This window comes from Falsiroseomonas sp. HW251 (genome assembly GCF_050563545.1).
GTDB lineage: Bacteria > Pseudomonadota > Alphaproteobacteria > Acetobacterales > Acetobacteraceae > Falsiroseomonas.
This window is the reverse complement of sequence record NZ_JBNXUM010000005.1, coordinates 232,823-257,214: the sequence shown is the minus strand read 5'-3', so window position 1 is coordinate 257,214 and position 24,392 is coordinate 232,823. Positions and strand designations below refer to the sequence as shown.

The following is a 24,392-nucleotide window of genomic DNA, read 5'->3' as shown; positions in this document are numbered from 1 at the left end:
AGCTCGATGTTCGGCACCAGCCCGTTGTAGGGAACCGACCAGCCGATGTGCCATTCGCCGGACACCAGGCAGAGCCGCTAGCCGCAGAGCGTGCTGCCGGCGACACAAGGCCCGCCGAACGCGACCATGCCCACCGAGGCGCCTATCGACCAGCACATGGCGTCCCCCGCGAGTCTGCGGCCAAGGCTATCCCCGCCATCGCGCGCGTCTAAGCGACGGGGCGCCTCAGCCCCGCGCCGCGGCGGCGGCCAGCACCGCGGCGCGTTCCTCCGGCGTCAGCACCACCAGGCGCAGCTTCTCGTCGAGCGGGTAGGCAGGCCCGCCCGCGGGATCGCGCAGCGCCAGCACCAGGCCGCGCTGCGGATCGAGGATGAAGGGCTTGCTGCCGCGTGCCGCCGGCCATTCATGGCGGGCGCCATGCTCGTCCAGCACCTTCCAGCTCGGCCCCTCGCCCCAGCCTTCGAAGAGCACCGGCACCGGCACCAGCATCCGCCCCGACAGCGCTTTCAGCGCCTTCCCGGCACCGCCCTGCTTCCGCACGGCAAGCGCGAGGCCGCCGATCAGCAGCAGCCCGACAACGCCCGATCCCGCCAGCGTCGCGACGCGGTTCCACAGCCGGTCGAGCCCGATATCGGTGCTGACCAGCTCCGGCCGCGCCGGATCGGCCATCGGCACCGCCGACCAGTTGCCCATGTGCGGCTCGACGAAGAGGTAGGAGAGCTTGCGGTTCCACACCCTTTCCTTGCCGCGGAAGCTCAGCGTCAGCTCGCAGCTCTGGAACAGGAACAGCCGCGACCGGCAGCGCCCCTCCGTGATGCGGGCGCCCACCGCCGGCCTCGCGGCGTCGCGGATCGCGAAGTCGTCGCGGATGCCGGGCAGCACGTCGATCGCCAGCATCGCCAGGAAGCCGCCGAACAGCACCAGGCCGAGGAGCAGCGCGAGCCAGCCGCGCCAGGCGCCGCGCGCCGGCTTCAGCGCCAGCGGCCGGCGCGGGAAGGCTGCCAGGATCGCGTTCATGCCGGCCGGAACCCGATCCTGGCGAAGGCCGCCTTTGCCGCATCCCCGGTGAAGAGCGCGAGCAGCTGCCGCGCCTCCTCCCCGTCGCGGATGATGGCGGCGCGATAGACGGTCCAGAGCTGCAGCTCGTCCGGCAGCAGCCCCACCATCTGCACGCCGGGCCGGTCGATGATCTCGGTCGCCTGGCTGAAGGCGAGCGCGACCTCGCCGCGAGAGACCAGGTTGATGCCCTCCACGCCGAAGGGCACCAGGCGCAGCTTCGGCCGCAGCACCTCCGGCAGGCCGAGCCGCTCCAGCACGGCCTGCACATGCCGCCCCGCCGTCGCGCCGCGCGCGGGATCGGCATAGGCGATGCTGTCCGCGGCCAGCAGCGCCGCGCGGAACCGCTCGACGGAGGAGATGTCGGGCGCCGGCCGCCCCGCCGGCGCGCCGAGCCCGACGCCGGTCCGCCCGACATCGGCGATGCCGTCCGCCGGCGCCAGGCCGCGCGCCGCGATAGCGGCGATCGCCTCGGCCGAGAGCAGCGTCACGGCCGGCCGCTCGCCCGCCAGGATCCGGTCGCGCAGCGCGCCGACCGTGTCGTAGGCGGCGTCCGGCACCGGCCGGCCGGCGGCCTGCAGGCTGTCCCGCAGTTCCTCCACGGCATGCTTCACCGCTCCCGCCGCGAAGATCGCCGGCGCCTCCGCGCGGGCTGCCGCCGGCAGCAGTGACGCCGCGAGGATGAGACGGCGGGAGAGCGTCATGCGATGCCGAGCGACCGGCCGGCCAGGCCGTTCAGCCCGCCATTGATGCACCGCGTCGCATCCTCGCAGGTGCCGGTGTCGCGGTTGCCGTTCATGCCCTTTCATTGCCAGAACCCGCGGGCGACGGGCAAGGTGTGCCCGGCCTCGGTCGCCAGGTCCGGCGAGGCTTCCAGGTCCAGGCGAGGCTCGCGAGCCGCTTCGGGTTCCGCGCGCAGGGCCCGGCGGCCCCGCGGGTGGGACAGCGGCGTTGCGCGAAGAGAGCAGCGCCATCGTCGCCCGAGCGCGAACGGCGCCGCGTGGCTCAGGCGGTGGCGGCCACGATCATGCCGGACAGAGTGGCGACGAAGACGCCGGCGGCGTCGCGGGCGAGGAGGTCGGCCCACCACGCATCCGCGGCCTGCGCGGTGGTCAGCCCGGCCTCGACCGCCTCTGCCAGGGTGATCCGCAGGCTCAGAATGAAGTCGGCAGTGTCGAGGTCGCGCATGATGAGCGGCGCGCCGATGACGGGCTCGATCCCGCGGAAGCCGCTGCGGTGGAGCAGCCATGGCAATTCGCGCCCGATCCGCGCCTGCGCGATGCGCCGCAGCGCCTTCTGCGCAACGCAGGCGCGGGTGACCTCGGCGGGATCGCCGGGCAGGGCCATCGTCTCCCAATCCGGCTCGAGTGCCGCGATCCGGCCGCCGAAGCGCAGGACGCGGCGGATCTCGGCCAGCGCGCCCATGGGGTCCGGCAGGTGCTGCAACGTCCGCTCGATGCGCACGGCGTCGAAGCTCGCGTCGGCGAAGGGCAGCGCCATGACGCTGCCGGCCTGGAAGGACAGCGGCAGGCCAAGCCCCGCGGTGCGCGCGGCCGCCTCGGCGACGAGCTTTGCGCTGAGGTCGATGCCGATCGCGCGCCCGCCCGGGACCACGGCGCGGGCCATCGCCTCGGTGTCGCGGCCAAGCCCGCAGCCGCATTCCAGCGCGACCTGACCCGGGGCGAGGCGCAGCAGCGCTGTGACCTGCGCCTTCTTGTCGGCGATCTCCGCGCCGGCACGCTCGAGGTAGCGGGTCGCCGCCGAGGGATCGCTGTCCACCTGGCGCCAGGCGCTGCTGGCATTGGGGCCGTAGAGCATTGCCATGGCGCGCCCTCCGCCCGCATCACGCTCCGCGCGCAGGGCTGGCGTCAAGCGCAAACGCAACGGCCTGCCGCCGCGCTGACGCGGCCCGGCGTCGGGCCTAAGCTCGGCGTCGAGGCACCCCCGCGCAAGCCGGGGACGATGGAGACCGCCATGCGCGCCTATGCCCTGATCCCGGCCCGCTCCGGGTCGAAAGGCCTGCCCGACAAGAACATCCTGCCCATCGCGGGCCATCCTCTGCTGGCCTATTCCGCGGCCTTCGCGGCCAGGCTGCCGGTGGAGCGCACCATCCTCTCCACCGACAGCGAGGCCTATGCCGCGATCGGTCGCGCCCATGGCGCCGAGGCGCCGGCGCTGCGCGGCGCCAAGGCCAGCGGCGACACCGCGATGGAGGAGGACATCCTGGCCGACCTCGAGGCCACGCTGCCGCCGCTCGGCATCCCGATGCCCGATGTCTGGGTCTGGCTGAAGCCGACCTGCCCCTTCCGCGACGTCGCCGCGGTGGAACAGGCGCTGGCCGTGCTGCGCGACCGGCCGGAGGTCGATTCCGTCCGCATCGTCTCGGAAGCCGATGCGCGGTTGCACGTGATCAACGCGGAGGGCTGGCTCGAGCCGCTGCTGCCGATCTGGGATCCCAGGCGGTCGAAGATGCGGCGGTCGGAATTCCCCCGCGTCTTCCAACCCTTCAACCTCGAGGTCTTCCGCCACCAGGGCTGGCGGGACCGCGGCGCGCTCTTCATGGGACAGAGAATCCATCCGATCGTGCTGCCCCGCATCACCGGCCTCGACGTGGATGACCGCGACGGCTTCGAGATCATCAAGGCGCTGATCGAAAGCCGGCCGCGCCCCGGTGTCGTCGCGCGGCACATCCACCTCGACCCCGCATGATCCGCACCATCGGCGATCTCCGCGCCGCGCTGGAGGACGCCGCGCCGAGGCCCCGCTGGGAGACGCTGGCGAACCACCTGGAGGGGCTGCGCGACTACCCCAGGCGCTTCGGCTGGCACCTCGCGCAGATGCTGATCGTGAGCGAGCCCGAGACGCTGCGGCGCGCTGCGACGCGGCTGCTGCACGACCCCGGCAGCCGCGCCGAGGCCGCGCTGGCGCTGGCGCGGCTGCACAACCGGCTGGAGGAATGGGACGCGCTGCGCGCCCTGCTGCTCGATACGCTCGACGCGCCGGGCGAGCCGCGCCCGGCCTGGCTGCGCATGCTGCTGCGCGCGGAACTGCTGGCGCCTTCGGCCGAGACGCGGCGGCACTGGGAACTCGCCCTGCCCGGCCAGCCCGCCCCGGCGCATGCCATGCTGCGCAGCCTGCGCCGCTTCGCGCGACGGGGCGAGGCGGATGCCGCGTCGCTGTGCGGCGTGATCGCGCGGTTCCTCGCCCCGATCGCCGAGGCCGGCCTGCCCGCCCCGATCCGGCGCCTGGCGGAAGCCGGCCGCGTCGCCATTGTCGGCAACGGCCCGGTGCTGCTCGGCCGCGGCGCCGGGGGCGAGATCGACGGGCATGATCTGGTCGTCCGGCTGAACTACCCCGTGCTGAGCGGGCACGAGGCCGATACGGGCCGGCGCACCGACCTCATGCTGTTCCACGAGACGAAGCGCCCCATCCTGGCCGGGCTCCAGGCGCGGGAGCCGGGCTTCGCCGCCGTCCCGGCCTTCGGCATCCGCGGCATGCCGCGGCAGGAGAAGCCGGCCGATCCGCCGCGCCTGCCACCCGCGCTGGAGCGGCTGGTGGCGCTGCTGACCTACGACACGCCGACGACGGGCCTCTTCGCGACGGTGCTCGCGGCGCTGGTGCTGGGGCGGCGCGTGACGCTCTACGGCTTCGACTTCTTCGCGCCGGGCGGCGCCGGGCACTACTTCGACAGGACCGTCGCCGCGCCGATGCACGAGGTCGCGTTCGAACGCTGGTTCGCCGGCCAGGCGCTGCCCGCGCTGTTCCCGGCGATCGCGCGCGCGGCCTGACGCGGGCTCAGGGGCGCGGCAGGATGCCTGCCACGCCGCTCGCCTGCTCCAGCGTCGCGAGCGACAGCAGCAGCTGCGCCCGCGCCTGGTTCGCTGCGACGCGCGTCGCGTTCAGCGTGCGCAGCGCATCCAGTACATCCAGCAGCGTGCGCCCGCCCGCGCGATAGGCCGCTTCGGTCGAGCGATAGGCTTCCTCCGCCCGGCGCAGCGCCTGCGCCGTCGTCAGCGCCAGCAGGTCGCGCGCCTGCTGGTAGCTGGCCCAGGCGATCGCGACATCGGCCTGGGCCTGGGTCAGGACGAGCTGCGCCTGCGCCTCCGCCTGGCCGCGCTGCGCCTGTGCGGCGGCGACGTTCCCCTCGGCCAGGCGGCGCGTGAAGATCGGCACGGACACCCCGACGCCGACCTGGTTCGACGCGAAGGCCGACCGCGTCCCGCTCGGCAGGTCCTGGCTCAGCTCCGTCCGGCCGAGGCTGCCGTTCAGCGTCACGTCGCGCCACCGCCCGGCCTCCGCCAGCGCGGTGTTGGCCGAGGCCTGGGCGGCGAGCCGCGCGGCGGCCTGCACGTCGGGCCGGTTCGCCACCGCCCCGGCCAGCGCCTCGCGCGCGGGTGGGGCGGGCGCCGGACCGTCGAGCCGTCCGCGCAGGTCGAAGGGCAGCGGCGCCAGTACCGCGGCGACGGGATCGCGCCCGGCGGGCGGCGCGCGCATCCGCAGCGCATCCGTGCCGAGCTGCACCGCGACCTGCGCCGCCGCCGCGACATAGGCCTGCGCGGCGTTCGCGAGGTCCTGCTCGAAGGGCAGCCGGCTCGCCTGGAAGCGCAGCAGGTCGGCCTCCGGTATCTGGCCCTCGGCGACCTGGCGGCGCAGCAGCGCCTCCGCCTCGTTCAGCGCGTTGCGGTTGGCCAGCGCGACCTGCAGGTTGGCGCGCGCCGCCAGCCCGTTGATGAAGGCCTGGCGGAGCTGGAAGACCTCGCCCCGCAGGGCGTCCAGCAGCTGCGCCTCCGCCGCCGAGACGCCTTCCCGCGCCGCGCGGGTCCGCAGCTCCCGCTTGCCGCCGAGCTCGATAAGCATCGAGAAGGTGGCCTGGGCGTTGTTCAGCGGCGAGACGCCGCGCGCGCCGTACTGGCCGTTGCCGCGCGACTGTTCCGACCACTGCCCGATCACCTGGTTGTAGCCGATCGTGGGCGGCGGGATGGTGTCGGCGATCACGACCTGCGCGCGGGCGAAATCCACGCCGCGCCGCGCGGCGAGCAGGGCGAGGTTGCGCTCCATCAGCCGCGCCTCGGCCTCCGGCAGGCTGAGCGCCGAAGCGGACAGCGGCAGCGGCGCGGCGACGGCGGGGACCGGCAGCGCGGGCGCGTCCTGCGCGAAGGCGGCCGGCGAGACCGCGACGATGAAGGCCAGCGGAAGGGCCAGGCGGAGGCTCGGCATGCTCGTCCCTGCTATGCGGCGCCGCGCGGCGCTGGGCCGCCCTGTGGCGCGGCGGAGAATTCGTCGCCGCCGCGGCGCGGGCGCATCACCAGGTCCACCGCCGCGGGCAGCACCACCAGGATGAAGACCGGCACCAGGCCGATGCCGCCCACCACGACGATCGCCAGCGGCTTCGTCACGTCCGCGCCGATCCCATGCGCCAGCGCCATCGGCAGCAGTCCGCAGAAGGACGCGAAGCAGGTCATCATCACCGGCCGCAGCCGGTCCGTGCCGGTCTGGAACAGTGACCGGTTCCAGCTCAGCCCCTCGTGGTCGAGCAGGTGCTGGAAATGCGTCAGGAAGATGATCGCCTCCATCACCGTAATGCCGAGCAGCGCGAGGAAGCCGATCGCGGCCGGCACCGAGAAATTGAGCCCCGCCCCCGCCAGCGCCAGCACGCCGCCCGAGATGGACAGCGGCAGCATCGCGAAGACCATCAGCGTCTGCGTCAGCCGCCCGAAGGCGATGTAGAGCAGCACCGCGATGACCGCGAGCGCGACCGGCACGACGACCGTCAGCCTGGCGACCGCCATCTGCAGGTTGCGGAACTCGCCCACCCATTCCAGCCGGTAGCCTTCGGGCAGGCGAACGTTGCGGGCGACGCGCTCCTGCGCCTCGGTCACCGTGCTCGCGGGGTCGCGCTCGCGGACGGAGAAGCGCACGGGGACGTAGCGCGACGAGTTCTCGCGGTAGATGTAGGACGGCCCCGACAGCAGCTCGATCGCCGCGACATCGGCCAGCGTCGCGTTGCTGCCGACCGGGATGCGCCCGATCGCCTCGATGCCGTCGCGGTAGCGTTCGGACAGGCGCACCACGATCGGGAAGTTGCGGTCGCCGCCTGGCTCGTAGAAGCGCCCGGCCTCCTGCCCGCCCACGGCGGCGGCGAGCGCGGCGTTGACCTCGCCGACCGCGAGCCCCTGCCGCGCCGCCCGCGCGCGGTCCACGGTGACGGACAGCGTCTGCTGCCCGACCGAGAGCAGCACGCCGAGATCGGCGACGCCCGGCGTCCGCGCAAGCTCCCGCGCGATGGCGTTGGCGACGCGGGACGCGACGGCAGGATCGGGCCCGATCACCTTCACCGCATTCGCGCCCTTCACGCCCGACGCCGCTTCCTGGACGTTGTCGGAGATCGTCTGGGAAAAGGAGAACTCCACCCCCGGGAAGTCGCGCGACAGCCTGGCGTTGACCGCCGCGACCAGCCCGTCGCGGTCGGCCGCGGTCCGCCATTCCTCCTGCGGGCGAAGCGGGACGAAGAACTCCGCGTTGAAGAAGCCCGCGCTGTCCGTGCCGTCGTCCGGCCGCCCCTGCTGAGACGTCACGGTGACGACCTCGGGGAATTCCATCAGCGTGCGGCGGATGCGGTTCGCGACCGGGTTGCCTTCCTCGAGCGAGATGGTGGCCGGCATCGTCGCGCGCAGCCAGATCGAGCCTTCCTCGAGCGTCGGCAGGAACTCCGCGCCGAGCCGCGTCAGCACGCCCATGGAGCCCACCACCATCAACCCCGCCAGCCCCAGCGTGACGAGCTTCCGGCGCATGCCGGCGGCGAAGATCGCGTCGAAGCCGCGGCGGATCACGCGCATGATCAGCGTGTCGCGTTCCTCGGTGTCGGCCCTGAACAGCGTCGCCGACAGCGCGGGCGTGATGGTGAAGGTCGCGATCAGCGCGCCGGCGATGGCATAGGCATAGGTCTTGGCCATCGGGCCGAAGATCCGCCCCTCGATCCCGCCCATCGTGAAGAGCGGGATGAAGGCGGCGAGGATTATGAGCGCGGAGAAGAAGATGGCGGGCGCCACCTCGCTTGCGGCGCGCAGCACGGTCTGCACCACGGGATGCGGCCCGCCGCGCGCCTTCCGCGCCAGGCCGAGGTGGCGGAAGATGTTCTCGACCATGATGACGGTCGCATCCACCAGCAGGCCGAAATCCAGCGCACCCACCGACAGCAGGTTCGCGCTCTCGCCGCGGGCCAGCATCATCAGCACCGCGAAGAAGAAGGCGAAGGGGATGGTCGCGGCGATCACCAGCGCGCCGCGGAAATCCCCTAGGAAAAGCCACTGGATCACCAGGATCAGCAGCACGCCCTCAATGATGTTCCTCACCACCTTCTTCGTCGTGGTCGAGACCAGGTCCTCCCGGTCATAGAGCGGCACCAGGCGCACGCCGGGCGGCAGCACGCCCCCGCCGTTGATCTCGGCAACCGCCTCCTGCACGCCGTGGATGGTCGGCAGGGTCTGCTGGCCGCGGCGCATCAGCACGGTCCCGAGCACCACGTCGTCATCGCCCTCGTGCCCCGCGATGCCGAGCCGAGGCAAGTTGCCCGTCTGCACCGTCGCGACGTCCGACAGCAGCACCGGCACGCCGCCCTGGCTGCCCAGCACCACCGCGCGCAGATCATCCAGCGAGCGGATCAGCCCCACCCCCTGCACCACCACGGATTGCGGGCCGAGGTTCATCGTTCCCGCGCCGACATTGACGGAGTTCCGGCGGATCTGCTCGATGACCTGGGGCAGGTCGAGCCCGTAGGCGCGCAGCCGGCCGAGGTCCACCTCGACCGAATAGGTCTTCGACAGCCCGCCGAAGGTGGTCACGTCGATCACGCCGGGTACGCGCTTGAAGCGCCGGTCCAGCACCCAGTCCTGCAGGGTCTTGAGGTCCTCCAGCGGGAAGCCCGGCGGCCCGACCAGGCGGTAGCGCATGATCTCGCCGATCGGCGAGGCCGGCGAGATCCCGGGCTGCGCGCCCTCCGGCAGCCCCGACAGCTGTCCCAGCCGGTTCAGCACCTGCTGCACCGCCTCGTCATAGGTGTAGTTGAAGTTGAACTGCACGCGCACGTCGGACAGGCCGAAGAGCGAGGTGGAGCGCACCGTCGTCAGGTTTGGCAGCCCTGACATCGCGACCTCGATCGGGATCGTGATGGTGCGCTCGATCTCCTCGGCGTTCTGGCCGGGATTCTGCGTGATGATCACGACCGTGGGTGGCACGGGATCGGGATACGCCTCGATGTTGAGCGCGCGGAACCCGGCGGCGCCGACGACGAGGAAGACCGCGAAGAGCAGCAGGACGAGCGGGCGGCGCTCCAGCGAGAAGGCGACGACGTGGCGCAAGCCGAGACAACTCCTGCGATGTCGGAGCTACCCGACGCGGGCGGAGTAGAACCCTGCGCCGTGCCGGCCCGGCAAGGCCGCAATCGCGGCGTAAGGGCGATGTAAGTTGGCGCCGGCGCGCCGCCCGCCCGGCGCGTAAGCAATCCGTAAGCGCCGTGCGGCACAAGCATGGCAACGGCGGCGCCCGTGCCACGGATGCGCCCCGGCGGCGCCACGGGAATGCGATGGAATCCCCGCCGAACACCAAGGGTCGAGACACGATGCATCTGGCTCCGAAGACCGAGGCGCCACTCGCCGAGGTCGCCCCGATGACGACGGCGGATGCGCCCCCGGCGCCGCTCCGTTCGCGTCGGCGGTTCATGGTGCTCGGCGCGCTGGCGCTCGCCGCCGCGGCCGGCGGCGCGGCCTGGAAGCTCGAGATGCTGGACGCCCCTGCCGTGGTCGCCCCCGCCGCCGCCGCGTCCAATGCGGGACGTCTCGCCGACGGAAGTTTCCGCCTGAACGCGAACGAGACCCGCATGCTGCGGATCGAGCCCGTCACCCGGCGCGCCTTCCGCCCGGAGCGCCTGGCCGAAGGCCGCATCGCCTACAACGAGGACCGTTCCACCCCGGTCTACCCGCCCTACAACGGGCGCGTCGTGCGCGTCGCCGCCCAGCCCGGCCAGGCCGTGCAGGCCGGCGACGTGCTGTTCGAGATCGAGACGACGGACCTGACGGCCGCCACCAACGACCTGCTCGCGGCACTCGACGCGCAGGCCAAGGCGCGCAACCAGGTCGAGCTCACGCGCCGCAACGAAACGCGCCAGAAGGAACTCTTCGCCGTCCGCGCCGCGGCGCGCCGCGACGTGGAGCAGGCCGAGGCCGACCTGGCCAATGCGCTGGCCGACCAGCGCACCGCCGAAGCCTCGCTCGCCGCCGCGCGCGACCGTCTGCGCGTGCTAGGCCGCGACGCCGCCGCCGTCGCCGAGATCGAGCGCACGCGCCGCGTCAACGCCGTGATCGAGGTCCGCGCGCCGCTGCCAGGCACCGTCGTGCAGCGCCGCATCGGCCCGGGCCAGTGGCTGAACGCCGGCGGCGCCGATCCCGTCTTCACCATCGCCGACCTCTCCGACGTCTGGCTCGTTGCGGCGGTGCGCGAGCTCGATGCGCCGATGGTGCGCGTCGGCCAGTCGGTGCAGGTCACCGTGGATGCACTGCCCGGCCGGCTGTTCCCCGCACGGATCGAGCATGTCGCGAACGCGCTCGACGCCACGACGCGCCGGCTGGCCGTGCGCGCCGCGGTCGCCGATCCCGACGGGGTGCTGAAGCCCGAGATGTTCGCGGCCTTCCGGATCGCGGTGGGCGAGAACCAGGAGAGCGTCGCCGTGCCCGCCGGCGCGCTGATCTATCGCGGGCCGCAGGCCGCGGTCTGGCAGGCGCTGGATGACGACCGCTTCGTGCTGCGCAGCGTGCGCACCGGCCTGCGGGAGGGCAATCTCGTGCAGATCACGGAGGGCCTGCCCGCCGACGCCCGCATCGTGAGCGGCGGCGCCCTCTTCATCGACCGCGTCGCCTCCGGCGACTGAACCGGCCAGGTCGCCGCGGGCGACTGGCGGTCAGGCCGGCTGGGGCTGCGCGAGCGCGCCGCGCGCCGGCTCCTCCGCCGTCTCTCGCTGCGCCCTGGGCAATCCGATCACGAAGAGCGCCCCGCCGCCGGGGGTGTCGCCGACCTGCACCCGCCCGCCATGCGCGCGCACGATCCGCTCCACGATGGACAGGCCGAGGCCTAAGCCGCGCCGGTGCGTGTCGCCGGCGCGCCAGTGGCGGCGGAAGACCTTGTCCCGTTCCGCCTTCGGCACGCCCGGCCCGTGGTCCGCGACCGCGACCCGCACCTCGCCCTCCGGCGCCTCGGGCAGCAGCACCTCGACCGGCGCTCCGGGCGGCGAATGCGACAGCGCATTCTCCACGAGGTTGCGGATCGCGCGGCCGATCGCGTCGCGGTTCCCGCGCACGAGCTGCGGCGGACCTGGCGGCGGCGGGACCACCACATGCCCCTCGCGCTCCGCCATGCCGCCGAGCCGCTCCGCGGTCTCCCGCGCCAGCGCGGCCAAGTCGAACACGCCGGCCTCGATTGCCGCGTCCCGCGACGCCTCCGCGGCCTCGAGCAGGTCCGTCACGAGCTGCGCCAGGCCCTCGATGTCGCGCCGCAGCCGGTCCCGCGCGGGGCCGGGATCGAGCAGGTCGAGTTCCACCTGCACGATCGCGAGCGGCGTGCGCAGCTCATGCGCGACCTCCTCGGAGAAGGCGCGGTGCCAGACCAGCGCCTCGTCCAGCCGGTCGAGCCCGGCATTCACCGCGGCGATCAGCGGCTCGACCTCCGGCGGCAGGTGCTCGGCGCTCAGGCGCTGGCGCCCGCCGCGGCCGATCTGCGTCGCCTCCTCCGCCGCGCGCCGCAGCGGGCGCATCGCCAGCGTCAGCAGCAGCGCATTGGCGCCGAACAGCACCAGCCCGCCGAGGGCCAGCACCAGCAGGATCGGCCCGACCGCGGCGGGCGCCACGTCGTCCAGCACGACATAGCCGCGGTCCATGTCCTGCCCGATCTGCAGCAGCAGGTGCCCGCGCGGCGTCGCCACCGGCTCCGTCACCCCCCACAGCCGGGAGCCGTCGGCGCCTTCCTGGAAGGCGTCGGGGATGTGGCCGGACTCCAGCCGCGGAAAGAGCGACTCCGCCCCCGGCGAGACCGCGAGGACCCGCCCCGTCTCGTCGATCACGGCATAACGCATCGAGCCGGTGGCCGCGTCGAAGCGGCGGGCGGGCTCGGCCGGCAGGGGCCGGCGCAGCCCCTCCACCCCCTCGGTGCGGAGCCGCTGGATGATGGCCTGGCCGGCCTCGATCACGGCGCGGCGATGCTGGTCCCACACCACGGTGTTGAGCGTCCGGTGCAGGACGATGCCCCCCACGACGAGCCCGATCAGCCCGACGAAGAGGTGGATGGCCGCGAGCTGCTGCAGCAGGCTCGGCTTCTTCGGTTCGGCGTATCCGCGCATGCCGGCAGTCTAGACCAGAGGCGGCGGGCTTGTGCACGCGGGATGGCGCGATCCCGCCGTCGCACGCTAGCATCGCGGGCGCTTCGGAAAAGGCAACGATGCGGGTTCTGCTGGTCGAGGACAGCGATCGCCTGGCCGCGCTGCTGGCGGAAGGCCTCCGGCGCGCGGGTTGGCAGGCCGAGGCCGTCGGCACGCTGGAGGAAGCGGAAGCTGCGGTGGCCACCGGCGACTACGACGCGGTCGTGCTGGACCGCGGCCTGCCCGACGGCGACGGGCTCGACCTCGTGCGCGGCCTGCGGAACCGGCCCGGCGCGCCGCCGGTGCTGGTGATGACCGCCCGCGGCACGGTGGAAGAAGTCTGCCAGGGCCTCGACCTCGGCGCCGACGACTACATCGTGAAGCCGGTCTCGCTGGCCGAGCTGATCTCCCGCCTGAATGCCGCGCAGCGGCGCGGGCCGCGCGGCGTGGCGCCGATCGGGCTCGGCGCGCTGTCCTTCGACCCGCTGACCCGCGGCCTCACGGTCTCCGGCGCCCCCTTCGACCCGCCGCCGCGCGAGCGCAGCCTGCTCGAGGCGCTGATCCGCGCCGCGCCGCGGCCGGTCGCGAAGCAGACGCTGGAGAACCGGCTCGCCGGGCTCGACCGCGCTCTGCAGCCCAATGCGGTGGAGGTCTGCGTGCATCGCCTGCGCGCCCGGCTTTCCGCGGCGGGCAGCGGCGTGGTGGTGCAGACCGTGCGCGGCGTGGGCTACCGCCTCGCCGCGGGCGCGGATGGCGGCGAAGCGGGTTAGCCCGCGATCGCCCTGAGTGTGCACGCCGCAGGCGGGCATACGAAGAGCGTGAATCGCCGGGCCCTAGGCCCTGCCCAGCAGGCCGGCCAGCGTCACCGCCAGGCGGTCGGCGATCCCGCGGCCCTCCGGCATCCCGCCGGCCGCAAGCCGGGCCAGGTCGCGCCGGGCCAGCACCGCGGGGAGCGCCGCGGCGACCAGCGCCGTCGGCAGGCCGCGATCCGCCCCGGCCAGCGCGACCGCGCCTTCCGCTGCCATCTCCGCGACGAGGGCGCGCAGCGGCGGCGCCTCGGGCGCGGCGACCGCCTGCTCGGCCGTCAGGCCCTGGCGCGCCAGGCGGTCGCGCGGCAGCAGGCAGCGGCCGCGCCTCGCCTGCGCGGGCATGGCGCGCAGCACGCCGGCCAGCCCGTAGGCCGCGCCGAGCGCGCGCAGGATCTCCCTCTGCGCCTCCGTCGCGCCGAGCGCCGCCCCGGCGGCGGCCGACCAGCCGCCCGCCGTGCCGCGCAGCCAGGTCACGAAATCCTGTTCGGTGGCGATTGCGCCTTCCTCGGCCTCGATCTCCCGCGCCTCCACCATCGCCAGCAGCAGCGCTGGGTCGAGCGCGCCGGCCGCGACCGCGGCGTGCAGCGGGCCCGCAACCTCGTGCCGGCGGGCGGGCTTGCCGGCAGCGGCTTCCTCGACCGCCTCGCGCCACCATTGCAGGCGAATCAGCGCGGCGATGGGCAGCGTCGCGGCTTCCCGTGCGCGGGCGAGCTCGTGGTTGAAGGCGGTCAGCGCCAGCAGCGCATCCCGCCCCGCCGCCGGCGCGAAGAGCAGGCAGAGGAAGCGGTCGGGGTCATGGGCGCGCACGAAGCCGGCCAGCGCGGGGGTCTCTGCCATGGCGTCCCTATAGCGGGGCGGCGCGGGGGACAGAATGCGACGCGGTTGACGCCCCACCCCTCCACGCCTAGGTCAGCCGGCGGCGATCCGTGCCATCGGGAGAGACCCATGCCCTTCACCCTGCCACCCCTGCCCTATGCGACTTCCGCCCTTGCCGCCAACGGCATGTGCCAGGAGACGCTGGAGCTCCATCACGGCAAGCACCACAATGCGTATGTCACGGCGCTGAACGGCCTGATCGAGAGCAAGGGCCTTTCGGGCAAGTCGCTCGAGCAGATCTGCGCCGAAGCAGGAAAGGCGGGTGCGGAAGGTGCGCCCGTGCTGAACCAGGCCGGCCAGCACTACAACCATATCCTGTTCTGGCAGGTGATGGCGCCGGGCGGCGCGCATGGCGAGAGCGTCCCCGCCGCGCTGCAGTCGAAGATCGACAGCGACCTCGGCGGCCTCGCCAAGTTCAAGGAGGACTTCAAGCAGGCCGGCGTGACACAGTTCGGCTCGGGCTGGGCCTGGCTGGTGCTCGGCAGCGACGGCAAGCTGAAGATCACCAAGACGCCGAACGGCGCCAACCCGATCTCGACCGGCGAGGGCAAGCCGATCCTCGGCGTGGACGTGTGGGAGCACGCCTACTACCTGGATTTCCGCAACGTCCGCCCGAACTACCTGCAGAACTTCCTGGACAAGCTGGTCAACTGGGACGTCGTGGCCGATCTCATGGCCAAGGGCGGCCTGACGAGCGGCCAGAGCGCCTGAAGCCTTCGCTGCGGCGGAGCAGGAAGGGCGCCGGGGCAACCCGGCGCCCTTTTCCATGCCGGCGTTCCGGGCGGCCGCAGGTCAGGCCTTCGCCGCGTCGGCCGGCTTCGAATCATTGGCCGCGCCCGGCGGCTGCACCACGCTGCTGATCGTGCCGCGCAGGACGGTGATGCGCACGTTCGGCGCGATCTCGACCTCGATCTCGTCGCTGTCGTCGCGCACCTTGGCGATCGTGCCGACGATCCCGCCGCCGGTGACGACCTTGTCGTTGCGCTTGAGCTTGGCGAGCATCTCGCGGTGCTCCTTCATCTTCTTCTGCTGGGGGCGGATCAGCAGGAAGTAGAAGACCGCGAAGATCAGGATCAGCGGCAACAGCTGCATGATCACCGAAGCGGTGCCGCCAGCGGCATCCTGGGCGTAGGCGGGGGAGATCCACATGGGCGGTCCGGCGTCCGTCTCTGTCGGGATTGCGGGGAACGGGGCCGCAACCTAGCTTCCGCCCCCCTCGCGTCAACCCGCCCCGGATCTCCTGCCTTGTCCGACAGACCCGACACCGCCCTGCTCGCCCGCATCGCGGAAGCCCTGGAGCGCATGGCCCCGCCGCTGCCCGCGCGCCCCGACATGGGCGCGGCGGACGCCTTCGTCTGGCATCCCCTGCCCACGCCGCGCCTGGCGCCGGTGCGGCGCGTCTCGGCGGTGGACATCGTCCTGCTGAAGGGGGTGGAGCGGCAGAAGCAGATCCTGCTGGACAACACGCTCCGCTTCGCACGCGGGCTTCCAGCCAACAACGCGATGCTCTGGGGCGCGCGGGGCATGGGCAAGTCGTCGCTCGTGAAGGCCGCGCATGCTGCGGCCAACGCGGCGGCGCCGGGCTCCCTCGCGCTGATCGAGATCCACCGCGAGGACATCCGCACCCTCCCGGACCTCCTCAACATCCTCCGCGAGGAAACCCGGCGCTGCCTGGTCTTCTGCGACGACCTGTCCTTCGAGAAGGAGGATGCGGACTACAAGGCGCTGAAGTCGGTGCTCGACGGCGGCATCGAGGGGCGGCCGGCCAATGTGCTGTTCTACGCCACCTCGAACCGCCGCCACCTGATGCCGCGCGACATGATCGAGAACGAGCGCAGCACCGCCATCAGTCCCGGCGAATCAGTCGAGGAGAAGGTCAGCCTGTCCGACCGCTTCGGGCTCTGGATCGGTTTCCACAACTGCGACCAGGACACGTTCTTCGCGATGATCGAGGGCTATGCCGCGACCTTCGGCCTGCCGATCGGGCCGGAGGAGCTGCACGCCGCCGCCGTCGAGTGGTCGGTCACCCGCGGCGGGCGCTCGGGGCGCGTCGCCTGGCAGTTCATCCAGGACCTGGCCGGGCGGCTCGGCGTCGGGATCGCGGCCTGACGGCGGCGTCTGGGGTGGCGAGGCGATGAACTTGAGCCCAGGCCGGCGATCCGTAAGCCAGCCGTAAGGTTCCACCCCGGAGTGTGGCCGCCTGCGCGGCGTGCGCCAGCCAGGCGCGCCCCGGGCCGAGGAAGGAACTCCATGAACGCAATCTTCGGGCTGATCCTCTCGCCGCTGGCGGTCGTCTTCCGCGCGGCCTTCGCACGGCCCTGGCCGGCCATCGCGATCAGCGGCCTCGCGGGAATCGCGGCCTTCTATATCGGCCAGGGTATCGTGGGGTTCGTCCTGATCAGCTTCTCCTCCTACATCATGATCTGGCTCGACGAGCACAGCCGCCCGCGCCAGGTGGATATCGGCTCGGCGGAGATCGCCGGCGAATCCGGCTGAGACGACGAAGGGGCGCCGCGAGGCGCCCCTTCCGGTTCAAACCCGCCTTCGCGCCGTTCAGCCCGCCGGGCGGATCGCCTCGAGCCCACCCATGAAGGGCCGCAGCACCTCCGGGATCGCGACCGAGCCATCGGCCTGCTGGTGCGTCTCCAGCAGCGCGATCAGCGCGCGGCCGACCGCCACGCCCGACCCGTTCAGCGTATGCAGGAACTCCGTGCCCTTCCCGCCGGTCGGCCGGAAGCGTGCCTCCATCCGCCGCGCCTGGAAGTCCCGGCAGTTGGAGCAGGAGGAGATCTCGCGCCAAGCCTGCTGGCCCGGCAGCCAGACCTCGAGGTCGTAGGTCTTCGCCGCGCCGAAGCCGGTATCGCCGGCCGACAGCACGATCCGCCGCCAGGTCAGCCCCAGCGCCGTCAGCACGCGCTCCGCGCAGGCCGTCATGCGCTCATGCTCCTCGGCCGATTGGTCCGGCGCCACGATCGAGACGAGCTCGACCTTCAGGAACTGGTGCTGGCGCAGCATCCCCCGCGTGTCGCGCCCGGCGGCACCCGCTTCCGACCGGAAGCAGGGCGTCAGCGAGGTGAGCCTGATCGGCAGCGCCGCGGGGTCGAGGATCTCGCCGCGGACGAAGTTGGTCAGCGGCACCTCCGCGGTCGGGATCAGCCAGCGGCCGTCGGTCGTGCGGAAGAGGTCGTCGGCGAATTTCGGCAGCTGCCCCGTGCCGTACATCGTGGCGTCGTTCACGAGGTAGGGGACGGTCGCCTCCGTGTAGCCGTGCTCCTCGGTGTGGAGGTTGATCATCCACTGCCCCAGCGCGCGCTCGAGCCTGGCGAGCGCGCCCTTCAGCACGGTGAAGCGCGCGCCGGCGAGCTTCGACGCCGTGGCGAAATCCATCAGCCCCAGCGCCTCGCCGATCTCGAAATGCTGCTTCGGCGGGAAGTTGAGCTGGCGGGGCTCGCCATGGACATGCAGGACGACATTGGCGCTTTCGTCGGCGCCGTCGGGCACGTCGGGATCCAGGCGGTTGGGCAGTTCTTCGAGTTGGCTGCGCAAGAGCACGTCGAGCGATTCCGGGCTCATATGCCCTTCCCAATAGACGATCGCTTCGGCTTCGGCCTTCAGCCGTTCAGCTTCCTGCTTGTTTCCAGCGCGCATAGCCGCGCCAATCGCCTTCGACAGCGCGTTCTTGCGAGCAAGACCTGCCTGAAGTTCCGTGGTCGCCTTCCGGAGCGCAGTGTCGATCTTCAGCAGTTCTTCTGCTGTCGGCGGCAGGCCACGCCGCGCCAGCGCGGCGTCGAAGGCCGCGGGATCGGCCCGCAGCGCACGGATGTCATGCATGATCGAGAACCCGTTGCAGCGTTGCCGCGCGCCGCGGCGTACTGACCGGGCTAGGGGAGCTTCCGAAGGCCGTCAAGGAAGGCATCGTGCTCCTCCTCGGTCCAGCCCAGCCCGTCGTTCCAGTAGCCGAGCAGCGCGTCGCGGTTCAGCTCGACCCAGGCGATGGTCGCGTGCTCGGCGTCCCTCGCGACGCGGGGCGGAAGGCCCTGGTTGATGGTCCGCGGCGGGCTCTCCAGCGTCACGACCAGGCAGGGAGTCTCGCGCCCCGGGCGGCCCGGATACCATTTGACGCGCGGCCCGTGCTGCCCCTGCGCCGTCGAGCAATAGACCACTCCGCGAAGTCCTGTGCGGCGCGTCGAGAGGTTCGTCACGTCGTACATGTCCTCATCGCGGACGACGCCGCCGAAGCCGGCCTGTTCCTCTCGCAGCCCCGGCCCGCCCGTCACGGCATTCTCTTGAGGCGAAAGCCCGGCCTCGGCGTCATGACGACCCATCGTCCTTCTTCTGCCCGCGCAGCATGAGCGTCGCGGCGATGATCGAAATCTCGTAGAGCAGCATCAGCGGGATCGCGAGGCCGATCTGGCTGATGATGTCGGGCGGCGTGATGACGGCGGCGACGATGAACATGATGACCACGGCGTAGCGCCTGCCCTTCTTCAGCGTCTCCACCTGCACGATTCCGACCCGCGCCAGCAGCGTCAGCAGCACCGGCAACTGGAAGGCGATGCCGAAGGCCAGGATCATGTGCATGACCAGCGACAGGTATTCGCTGACCTTCGCCTCGAGCTGGATCGGGATGAAGCCGCCATCGGACGGCGTCTCGAAGCTGATGAAGAACTTCCAGGCCAGCGGGAAGATGAAGTAGTAGGCCAGCGCCGCGCCGGCGACGAACAGGAAGGGCGAGGCGACGAGGAAGGGCGTGATCGCCCTCTTCTCGCTCTTGTAGAGGCCGGGCGCGATGAACAGCCAGAGCTGCGTCGCCCACATCGGAAAGCTGAAGAACACCGCGCCGAAGAAGGCGACCTTGAGGTAGGTGAAGAAGGCCTCGTAGAGCGCGGTGAAGATCATCCGCCGGTCGCCGCCGCCCTGGTGCGCCAGGATGTCGGCCAGCGGCTGCGCCAGGAAGCCGTAGATCTGCTTCGAGAAGTAGTAGCAGATGACGAAGGCGATGATGAACGCCCCGATCGACCACAGAAGCCGCTGGCGCAGCTCCATCAGGTGGTCGATCAACGGCATCGGCTTGTCGTCGATCGTATCGGTCTCGTCACGCGCCACGGTGCGGTCTTCCGGATCTCAGGCCGCGTTGGAGCCGGCGGGCGCGGTCGGCCCGGGGACCGTCGCGGGGGCCGGCGCGGCGGCGGGCGTGGCGGGCGGCGCGCTGGGCACGGCAACCGGCTCGGCACTCGGCGCGGCGACAGGCGCCGCGGCGCTGGCGACCGCGGGCGGCACGAAGGCGGGGGCTTCGGGCGGCGGCGGCGGTTCCGGGTCGGATGCCGTCCCGGGCTGGGGTGGTGGCGTCACCTCGGCGCCATGCGCCGGCGCCTGCTGGGTGAAGGCGTCGCGCAGCGGGTTGCCGATCGGGTCCTCGGTGAAGGTCTTCCGCAGCGATCCGTCCTTGTCGATCTCCTTCTCCACGACGGAGCGGAAGTCGAAGTTGCGGATCTCGTTGATCTGGCTGCGCACGTCTTCGAGCTTGGCCTCGCGTACGACCTCGTCGAGCTGGGTCTGCAGCTCGCCGGCCATGCGGCGGAGCTTCTGGATGCCCTTGGCGACCCCGCGCACGGCATCCGGCAGGTCCTTGGGGCCGATGACGACCACCGCGACTACCGCGATCAGCGCGAGTTCCGTCCAGTCGAGACCGAGCATCGTTCCCCTTGCCCCGCCTGCATGCGCGGCGGGCCGATCCCGTTAGCAGGAAGGCCGCGCCGCGCCAATGCGGGCGCCTGTTATCTAGGGTGACTCCGGGGGGAATACGAAGGCCCGCTCGGCATCCATCGAAACCGTCACCTTCTCCCCCCGGGTGAGCCGGATCCCCGGCGGAAGCCGGGCGTGCAGGTGCAGCAGCCCCCCCTGCCCGTCCGGGACCGCCAGGTGGACCAGCGTCGTCGCACCGAGCAGCCGGCAGGCCTCGACCTCGGCCGCGGTGCCGCCGCCGTCCTGCACCCGCAGCCCCTCCGGCCGCAGCAGCACCTCCACCGCCGCGCCTTCCTCCCCCGGCAGGCGGGCGGGCAGCCGGTTGCCGAGGTCGAGCGTGCCGATCGGCGTCTCAGCGCGGCTGCCGCGCATCCGGGCGGGCAGCCGGTTCACCTCGCCGAGGAAGGTCGCGACGAAGCGCGTCTCCGGCGAGAGATACAGCTCCTCCGGCGTGCCGAGCTGCTCGATCCGCCCCTCGTTCATCAGGGCGATGCGGTCGGCCATGAACATCGCCTCCTCCGCGTCATGGGTGACGATGAGGGTGGCGATGCCGGCCTCCTGCAAGACATGCAGCGTGTCGTCGCGAACCTGTTCCCGCAGCCTTGCATCGAGGCTCGCGAAGGCCTCGTCGAGCAGCAGGACGGCGGGGCGCGGGGCGAGCGCGCGGGCCAGCGCCACGCGCTGCTGCTGCCCGCCCGAGAGCATGTGCGGCCAGGCGTTCGCGTAGGCCTCCAGGCCCACGCGGGCCAGCGCGTCCATGATCCGCCACTTCCGCTGCCCGCGCGGGACGAAGCGCAGGCCGAAGGCGACGTTGTCCTCGACGGTCAGATGGGGGAAGAGCGCGTAGTCCTGGAAGACATAGCCGACGCCGCGCCGCTCCGGCGGGACGTCCCGGCCGGGCTCGGCGATGGTCTGCCCGTCCAGCGTGATCCGCCCGGCCTGCAGGGGCTCGAGCCCCGAGGCCAGGCGCAGCAGCGTCGTCTTCCCGCAGCCCGAGGGTCCGAGCAGGCAGACGATCTCGCCGGGCCTGGCGGCCAGCGATAGGTCGCGCAGGACCCGCCCCCGCTCGGGGTAGCTGTGGCTGACGTGGTCGAAGGCGATGCTCAAGTTATTGGAGCCTCAGGCGCCGGCGGCCGCATCCGCGGCCTTGGCTTTCGCGCATGCGGCTGGTGGGCGGGTCGCCAAGGCGGGTGGTGCGCGGGCCTCGTTCGCGGCCTCGGCCCGCAAGCGGTCCGCCATCGTGGGCGGCGGGGGTCACCGGACGGCGTCGTCGGTCTCCGCCGGCGCCTCCGGCCGGGGCTCTACAGTCCCCTCGCCGGCCGGGTCCTCGGCGCCAGCCTCCTCGCCGGCCGCTTCCGCCGCCGAAAGCAGCGGCGCCGCGGCCTCCGCGCTGACCAGCTCCTCCCGCTTCGGCAGGTCCTTGAGCGAGGTCAGCCCGAACTGCTCGAGGAAGCGCTGCGTCGTCCCCCACAGCGTCGGCCGCCCCGGCACCTCCTTGTGCCCCTTGGGCTGGATCAGCCCATGCTCAAGCAGCGCCTCAAGCGTCGCCTGGGACAGGCCGGCGCCGCGGATCTCCTCGACCTCCGCGCGCGTCACGGGTTGGTGCCAGGCGATCACCGCCAGCGTCTCCATCGCCACGCGCGGCAGGCGGCGCGGGACCTCGACGACGCGGGTCAGCGCCGGCGCCAGGTCCGGCGCGGTGCGCAGCGCCCAACCGCCGGCGACCTCGGCCAGCACGACCCCCCTGCCCTCCAGTGCCTGGCCGAGCGCGGCCAGGACCACCGGCGCCTGCTGGCCCTCCGGCAGCACCTGCTGCAGGCGCTGCGGCGCGACCGGCCGGTCGGAGGCGAAGAGCAGCGCCTCCGCGATCCGGATCGCCTCGGGTGTCGCGGGGACGATCTCGGGCTCAGGCGCCGGCGCGGCCTCCACGGGCACCGCCTCCGCCTCCACCCCCGCCACGCTCTCCGCCGGCTCCCCGGCCGGCGTCTCGCCCTCGTCAGGCGGCGCGCACATCCTTGTTCTCCTCCACGCGCTCGGCGCGGCGGAGCATGATGGGACCGAAGGCCCGCTCCTGGCGAAGCTCCAACGCGCCGCCGCGCGCCATCTCCAAGCCTGCAATCAGCGTGCTGGCAAGAGCCGCCCGGCGCTCCACGGTGTCGAGTTCGGCGATTTCCGCCTCCGGGAGGAAGCGCTGCAGCACCGCCCAGGAGGGGAAGTCGCCGAGCGCCCGGGACAGGTGCCCGATCGCCTCCTGCACCGACCACAGGCGCCGCGGCTTCGGCCGGTAGGGCCGCTTGGCCAGGGCGCGCCGCCGGCCCGCCACATAGGCCTGGCAGAGCGCCGACAGGTCGGCCCGGATGCCGGAGCGGTCCTGAACCGTGAGGCTTTCGGGCGCGCCGCGCGGGAAAAGGTCGCGGAACAACTGCGGCCGGGCGGAGAGCCAGGCGGAGCCCGCCCGCATGCGTTCCAGCTCCGCCAGGCGGTCGGTCAGGCGGCCGGCGATCTGCTCGGGGTCCTCGCCAGCCTCCTCCTTCGGCAGCAGCAGGCGCGACTTCAGCCAGGCGAGCCAGGCCGCCATAACCAGCCATTCCGCCTGGATCTCGAGCCGCAGGCCGCGCGCCTTCTCGATCACGGTGAGGTACTGGTCCACCAGCGCGACGATCGAGATCGTCCCGAGGTCGAGCTTCTGGTTCCGCGCCAGGTCCAACAGGAGGTCGAGCGGGCCTTCATAGCCCTCGAGCTGCAGGTGCAGCTGCGGCGTCGCGCTGCCGAGCGGGGCGGGGAAGGCAGGGGCAAGGGCGGTCATGCCGGGGTCCCATGGCCGGAGAGAACGAAGATCGCCTGCAGGATCGGCAGCGCGACATGGCGCACCAGCGCGCCGAGCGGGTCGAAGCCGTCGGTCAGCTGGGGCAGCACGAAGAGCAGCAGGATCACCAGGAACAGCCCGGCCCGCTCGGTCCTCGCCACGGCGCGCGCGGCCGGCGCGGGCAGGATGCCCACCAGAATTCGGCCACCATCGAGCGGGGGGATCGGCAGGAGGTTGAAACAGGCCAGGACGACGTTCACCAGCATGCTGAGGGCGATGAAGCGGTACGCCCACTCCACCACATCTTGTGGCAGCGAATCGGCGACGACCTCAACCCCATGGGCCGCCAAGCCGAAGGCCCAGGCAAGCCCGAAGTTGATGGCGGGCCCCGCCGCGGCCACCAGGACCATCCCCCAGCGCGGGTTCCGGAGCTTCCAGATGTCCACCGGCACGGGCTTCGCCCAGCCGAACATCACCTCGACCCGGCCGATGGTGGCGAGCTGGCTCGCCAGCAGGATCCCCGGGACCAGCAGCGTCCCTACGGGGTCCACGTGCCGGATCGGATTGAGGCTGAGCCGTCCCATCCGCGCCGCGGTGTCGTCGCCCAGCGCCTTCGCGGCATAGCCATGCGCGGCCTCGTGCAGCGTGATCGCCAGAATCGCCGACAGGACGGAGGCCGCGACTTCCCCGAACAAGGTCAGGCCAGCGCCGGAAGGGGACGGCGGGCGGCGCGGGCGGCGCCGAGCCGGCGCAGCGCGGCGTCGGAGAGCGGCGGGCAGGTGCCGAGGATCGCCGCCGTCTCGGCCAGAACGCCGGTGCAGTGCAGGACGATGTCGCATCCCGCCTCGATGGCGGCGCCGGCGAGGTCGTTGGACAGCCCCTGCATCGCCCCCATCGCCAGGTCGTCCGAGACCAGCACCCCGTCGAAGCCGATCTCCCCCCGGATCACGTCGCGGATGACGGCGTCCGACAGCGTCGCCGGCCGCGCCGAATCCCAGGCGGCGTAGAGGATATGCGCCGTCATCGCCCAGGCCCCGAGGTCCGCCAGCTCCCGGAAGGGCGCGATGTCGGCGGCGAGCTCGGCTGGGCTCGCCTCGACCCGCGGCAGGCTCTCATGGCTGTCCACCAGGGCGCGGCCATGGCCGGGGATGTGCTTGATCACGGGAATGCAGCCCGCGGATTGCAGCCCGCGGATCCAGGCCGCGCCGAGCCGCGCGACCTCCGCGGGGTCGGCGCCGAAGGCGCGGTCCCCGATCACCTCGTGCGCGCCGGGCAGCCGGAGGTCCAGGCAGGGCGCGCAGACCACGTCGAGGCCGACCGCCGCGCATTCCGCGCCAAGCAGCGCGGCATTGGCCTCGGCCGCCGCGCCGGGCCCGTTCTCGAAGGCGGCGGGGGGCGGGAATTCGGTCCAGTGCGGCGGCCGCAGCCGCGCAACGCGGCCGCCCTCCTGGTCCACCAGGATCGGCGCCTCCTCGCCGAGCTCGTCGCGCAACGCCGCGGTGAGCGTCGCGACCTGCGCGGGGTCCACGACGTTGCGCCGGAACAGGATCGCGCCGAGCGGGCGGTGTCGGCGGAGCAGCGCGGCTTCCTCGGCCGTCAGAGACGGACCCGCGATGCCGACGACGGCGGCCTTCCGGGCGGGCATGCGGTTCAGGCCCCCCGCCACCTTCGAGAACGGGCCCGGCATCGCGTCGAAGGC

24 protein-coding genes are annotated in these 24,392 nt (G+C 72.6%); 7 read left to right on the top strand and 17 right to left on the bottom strand.

The window, feature by feature from the left end; all coding sequences use genetic code 11:
* Positions 1-225: 225 nt before the first annotated feature.
* The 3 genes from ACLF3M_RS08220 to ACLF3M_RS08210 form a co-directional block, all read right to left on the bottom strand.
* Positions 226-1,017, bottom strand: a complete 792-nt coding sequence (locus ACLF3M_RS08220; RefSeq protein ID WP_430656406.1) for a hypothetical protein — start codon at positions 1,015-1,017, stop codon at positions 226-228.
* Entirely contained in the window at positions 1,014-1,760 is a 747-nt protein-coding gene (locus ACLF3M_RS08215; RefSeq protein ID WP_430656405.1) for a molybdate ABC transporter substrate-binding protein, read from the bottom strand. Before ACLF3M_RS08215 ends, ACLF3M_RS08220 begins: the two co-directional genes overlap by 4 nt.
* A gap of 301 nt (positions 1,761-2,061) precedes the next feature.
* A complete protein-coding gene (locus tag ACLF3M_RS08210; RefSeq protein WP_430656404.1) occupies positions 2,062-2,880 on the bottom strand; it encodes a methyltransferase domain-containing protein in 819 nt (272 codons plus the stop codon).
* Between the two features lie 150 nt (positions 2,881-3,030).
* Here ACLF3M_RS08210 and ACLF3M_RS08205 point away from each other — a divergent pair, with 150 nt between their 5' ends.
* Both ACLF3M_RS08205 and ACLF3M_RS08200 read left to right on the top strand, forming a co-directional pair.
* Positions 3,031-3,765, top strand: a complete 735-nt coding sequence (locus ACLF3M_RS08205; RefSeq protein WP_430656403.1) for a cytidylyltransferase domain-containing protein — start codon at positions 3,031-3,033, stop codon at positions 3,763-3,765.
* Complete coding sequence (locus ACLF3M_RS08200; RefSeq protein ID WP_430656402.1) at positions 3,762-4,844, top strand: glycosyltransferase family 29 protein; 1,083 nt, start codon at positions 3,762-3,764, stop codon at positions 4,842-4,844. The genes ACLF3M_RS08205 and ACLF3M_RS08200 overlap by 4 nt, the downstream gene beginning before the upstream one ends.
* A 7-nt stretch (positions 4,845-4,851) precedes the next feature.
* Here ACLF3M_RS08200 and ACLF3M_RS08195 read toward each other — a convergent pair whose 3' ends face one another.
* Positions 4,852-6,273 (bottom strand): TolC family protein, encoded by a 1,422-nt coding sequence (locus ACLF3M_RS08195; protein ID WP_430656401.1) that lies wholly within the window; start codon positions 6,271-6,273, stop codon positions 4,852-4,854.
* 11 nt (positions 6,274-6,284) lie between these two features.
* A complete protein-coding gene (locus ACLF3M_RS08190; protein WP_430656400.1) occupies positions 6,285-9,413 on the bottom strand; it encodes an efflux RND transporter permease subunit in 3,129 nt (1,042 codons plus the stop codon).
* Between the two features lie 260 nt (positions 9,414-9,673).
* Between ACLF3M_RS08190 and ACLF3M_RS08185 the strand changes: the two genes are divergently transcribed.
* Entirely contained in the window at positions 9,674-10,978 is a 1,305-nt protein-coding gene (locus ACLF3M_RS08185; RefSeq protein WP_430656399.1) for an efflux RND transporter periplasmic adaptor subunit, read from the top strand.
* A 30-nt stretch (positions 10,979-11,008) separates the two neighbouring features.
* Here ACLF3M_RS08185 and ACLF3M_RS08180 read toward each other — a convergent pair whose 3' ends face one another.
* The gene (locus ACLF3M_RS08180) at positions 11,009-12,439 is read right to left on the bottom strand and encodes a sensor histidine kinase (protein ID WP_430656398.1); all 1,431 of its coding nucleotides are present in this window, start codon (positions 12,437-12,439) and stop codon (positions 11,009-11,011) included.
* Between the two features lie 98 nt (positions 12,440-12,537).
* On the opposite strand from ACLF3M_RS08180, the gene ACLF3M_RS08175 reads away from it, so the two are divergent.
* Positions 12,538-13,227 carry a response regulator transcription factor gene (locus tag ACLF3M_RS08175; protein WP_430656397.1) on the top strand — a complete coding sequence of 230 codons (690 nt, stop codon included), beginning with the start codon at positions 12,538-12,540 and terminating at the stop codon, positions 13,225-13,227.
* Positions 13,228-13,290: 63 nt separating this feature from the next.
* On the opposite strand, the gene ACLF3M_RS08170 is transcribed toward ACLF3M_RS08175, so the two are convergent.
* Positions 13,291-14,103 (bottom strand): squalene/phytoene synthase family protein, encoded by an 813-nt coding sequence (locus ACLF3M_RS08170; RefSeq protein WP_430656396.1) that lies wholly within the window; start codon positions 14,101-14,103, stop codon positions 13,291-13,293.
* 108 nt (positions 14,104-14,211) lie between these two features.
* Here ACLF3M_RS08170 and ACLF3M_RS08165 point away from each other — a divergent pair, with 108 nt between their 5' ends.
* Positions 14,212-14,853: a superoxide dismutase gene (locus ACLF3M_RS08165; protein WP_430656395.1), complete on the top strand. Its 642-nt coding sequence runs from the start codon at positions 14,212-14,214 to the stop codon at positions 14,851-14,853.
* Positions 14,854-14,934: 81 nt separating this feature from the next.
* Here ACLF3M_RS08165 and yajC read toward each other — a convergent pair whose 3' ends face one another.
* On the bottom strand, positions 14,935-15,291 hold the full coding sequence (gene yajC / locus ACLF3M_RS08160) for a preprotein translocase subunit YajC (RefSeq protein ID WP_430656393.1): 357 nt from the start codon (positions 15,289-15,291) through the stop codon (positions 14,935-14,937).
* Positions 15,292-15,444: 153 nt separating this feature from the next.
* Between yajC and ACLF3M_RS08155 the strand changes: the two genes are divergently transcribed.
* Together ACLF3M_RS08155 and ACLF3M_RS08150 are read left to right on the top strand one after the other, a co-directional pair.
* On the top strand, positions 15,445-16,251 hold the full coding sequence (locus tag ACLF3M_RS08155; protein ID WP_430656458.1) for an ATP-binding protein: 807 nt from the start codon (positions 15,445-15,447) through the stop codon (positions 16,249-16,251).
* 141 nt (positions 16,252-16,392) lie between these two features.
* Positions 16,393-16,638 (top strand): hypothetical protein, encoded by a 246-nt coding sequence (locus ACLF3M_RS08150; protein WP_430656392.1) that lies wholly within the window; start codon positions 16,393-16,395, stop codon positions 16,636-16,638.
* A 57-nt stretch (positions 16,639-16,695) separates the two neighbouring features.
* Here ACLF3M_RS08150 and serS read toward each other — a convergent pair whose 3' ends face one another.
* From serS to nagZ, 9 genes are all read right to left on the bottom strand, one after another.
* The gene (gene serS / locus ACLF3M_RS08145; RefSeq protein ID WP_430656391.1) at positions 16,696-17,973 is read right to left on the bottom strand and encodes a serine--tRNA ligase; all 1,278 of its coding nucleotides are present in this window, start codon (positions 17,971-17,973) and stop codon (positions 16,696-16,698) included.
* Between the two features lie 50 nt (positions 17,974-18,023).
* The gene (locus ACLF3M_RS08140) at positions 18,024-18,467 is read right to left on the bottom strand and encodes a hypothetical protein (protein WP_430656390.1); all 444 of its coding nucleotides are present in this window, start codon (positions 18,465-18,467) and stop codon (positions 18,024-18,026) included.
* Positions 18,454-19,248 carry a twin-arginine translocase subunit TatC gene (gene tatC / locus ACLF3M_RS08135; protein WP_430656389.1) on the bottom strand — a complete coding sequence of 265 codons (795 nt, stop codon included), beginning with the start codon at positions 19,246-19,248 and terminating at the stop codon, positions 18,454-18,456. The genes ACLF3M_RS08140 and tatC overlap by 14 nt, the downstream gene beginning before the upstream one ends.
* A gap of 18 nt (positions 19,249-19,266) precedes the next feature.
* Positions 19,267-19,839, bottom strand: a complete 573-nt coding sequence (gene tatB, locus ACLF3M_RS08130) for a Sec-independent protein translocase protein TatB (RefSeq protein ID WP_430656388.1) — start codon at positions 19,837-19,839, stop codon at positions 19,267-19,269.
* Positions 19,840-19,923: 84 nt separating this feature from the next.
* Positions 19,924-20,994 (bottom strand): ABC transporter ATP-binding protein, encoded by a 1,071-nt coding sequence (locus tag ACLF3M_RS08125; protein WP_430656387.1) that lies wholly within the window; start codon positions 20,992-20,994, stop codon positions 19,924-19,926.
* 147 nt (positions 20,995-21,141) lie between these two features.
* A complete protein-coding gene (gene scpB / locus ACLF3M_RS08120; protein ID WP_430656386.1) occupies positions 21,142-21,900 on the bottom strand; it encodes an SMC-Scp complex subunit ScpB in 759 nt (252 codons plus the stop codon).
* The gene (locus ACLF3M_RS08115) at positions 21,884-22,693 is read right to left on the bottom strand and encodes a segregation and condensation protein A (protein ID WP_430656385.1); all 810 of its coding nucleotides are present in this window, start codon (positions 22,691-22,693) and stop codon (positions 21,884-21,886) included. Before ACLF3M_RS08115 ends, scpB begins: the two co-directional genes overlap by 17 nt.
* Positions 22,690-23,388: a site-2 protease family protein gene (locus ACLF3M_RS08110; RefSeq protein WP_430656384.1), complete on the bottom strand. Its 699-nt coding sequence runs from the start codon at positions 23,386-23,388 to the stop codon at positions 22,690-22,692. The genes ACLF3M_RS08115 and ACLF3M_RS08110 overlap by 4 nt, the downstream gene beginning before the upstream one ends.
* A gap of 2 nt (positions 23,389-23,390) precedes the next feature.
* Positions 23,391-24,338: a beta-N-acetylhexosaminidase gene (gene nagZ / locus ACLF3M_RS08105; RefSeq protein WP_430656383.1), complete on the bottom strand. Its 948-nt coding sequence runs from the start codon at positions 24,336-24,338 to the stop codon at positions 23,391-23,393.
* Positions 24,339-24,392 lie beyond the last annotated feature (54 nt).

Coding starts and splice junctions, on each gene's coding strand:
- ACLF3M_RS08215 (WP_430656405.1), bottom strand. CDS start 1,760: ATGACGCTCTCCCGCCGTCTCATCCTCGCGGCGTCACTGCTGCCGGCG.
- ACLF3M_RS08200 (WP_430656402.1), top strand. CDS start 3,762: ATGATCCGCACCATCGGCGATCTCCGCGCCGCGCTGGAGGACGCCGCG.
- tatB (WP_430656388.1), bottom strand. CDS start 19,839: ATGCTCGGTCTCGACTGGACGGAACTCGCGCTGATCGCGGTAGTCGCG.
- ACLF3M_RS08165 (WP_430656395.1), top strand. CDS start 14,212: ATGCCCTTCACCCTGCCACCCCTGCCCTATGCGACTTCCGCCCTTGCC.
- scpB (WP_430656386.1), bottom strand. CDS start 21,900: ATGTGCGCGCCGCCTGACGAGGGCGAGACGCCGGCCGGGGAGCCGGCG.
- ACLF3M_RS08155 (WP_430656458.1), top strand. CDS start 15,445: ATGGCCCCGCCGCTGCCCGCGCGCCCCGACATGGGCGCGGCGGACGCC.
- ACLF3M_RS08195 (WP_430656401.1), bottom strand. CDS start 6,273: ATGCCGAGCCTCCGCCTGGCCCTTCCGCTGGCCTTCATCGTCGCGGTC.
- ACLF3M_RS08115 (WP_430656385.1), bottom strand. CDS start 22,693: ATGACCGCCCTTGCCCCTGCCTTCCCCGCCCCGCTCGGCAGCGCGACG.
- ACLF3M_RS08180 (WP_430656398.1), bottom strand. CDS start 12,439: ATGCGCGGATACGCCGAACCGAAGAAGCCGAGCCTGCTGCAGCAGCTC.
- yajC (WP_430656393.1), bottom strand. CDS start 15,291: ATGTGGATCTCCCCCGCCTACGCCCAGGATGCCGCTGGCGGCACCGCT.
- ACLF3M_RS08210 (WP_430656404.1), bottom strand. CDS start 2,880: ATGGCAATGCTCTACGGCCCCAATGCCAGCAGCGCCTGGCGCCAGGTG.
- ACLF3M_RS08175 (WP_430656397.1), top strand. CDS start 12,538: ATGCGGGTTCTGCTGGTCGAGGACAGCGATCGCCTGGCCGCGCTGCTG.
- ACLF3M_RS08170 (WP_430656396.1), bottom strand. CDS start 14,103: ATGGCAGAGACCCCCGCGCTGGCCGGCTTCGTGCGCGCCCATGACCCC.
- ACLF3M_RS08150 (WP_430656392.1), top strand. CDS start 16,393: ATGAACGCAATCTTCGGGCTGATCCTCTCGCCGCTGGCGGTCGTCTTC.
- nagZ (WP_430656383.1), bottom strand. CDS start 24,338: ATGCCCGCCCGGAAGGCCGCCGTCGTCGGCATCGCGGGTCCGTCTCTG.
- ACLF3M_RS08220 (WP_430656406.1), bottom strand. CDS start 1,017: ATGAACGCGATCCTGGCAGCCTTCCCGCGCCGGCCGCTGGCGCTGAAG.
- ACLF3M_RS08205 (WP_430656403.1), top strand. CDS start 3,031: ATGCGCGCCTATGCCCTGATCCCGGCCCGCTCCGGGTCGAAAGGCCTG.
- ACLF3M_RS08185 (WP_430656399.1), top strand. CDS start 9,674: ATGCATCTGGCTCCGAAGACCGAGGCGCCACTCGCCGAGGTCGCCCCG.
- serS (WP_430656391.1), bottom strand. CDS start 17,973: ATGCATGACATCCGTGCGCTGCGGGCCGATCCCGCGGCCTTCGACGCC.
- ACLF3M_RS08140 (WP_430656390.1), bottom strand. CDS start 18,467: ATGGGTCGTCATGACGCCGAGGCCGGGCTTTCGCCTCAAGAGAATGCC.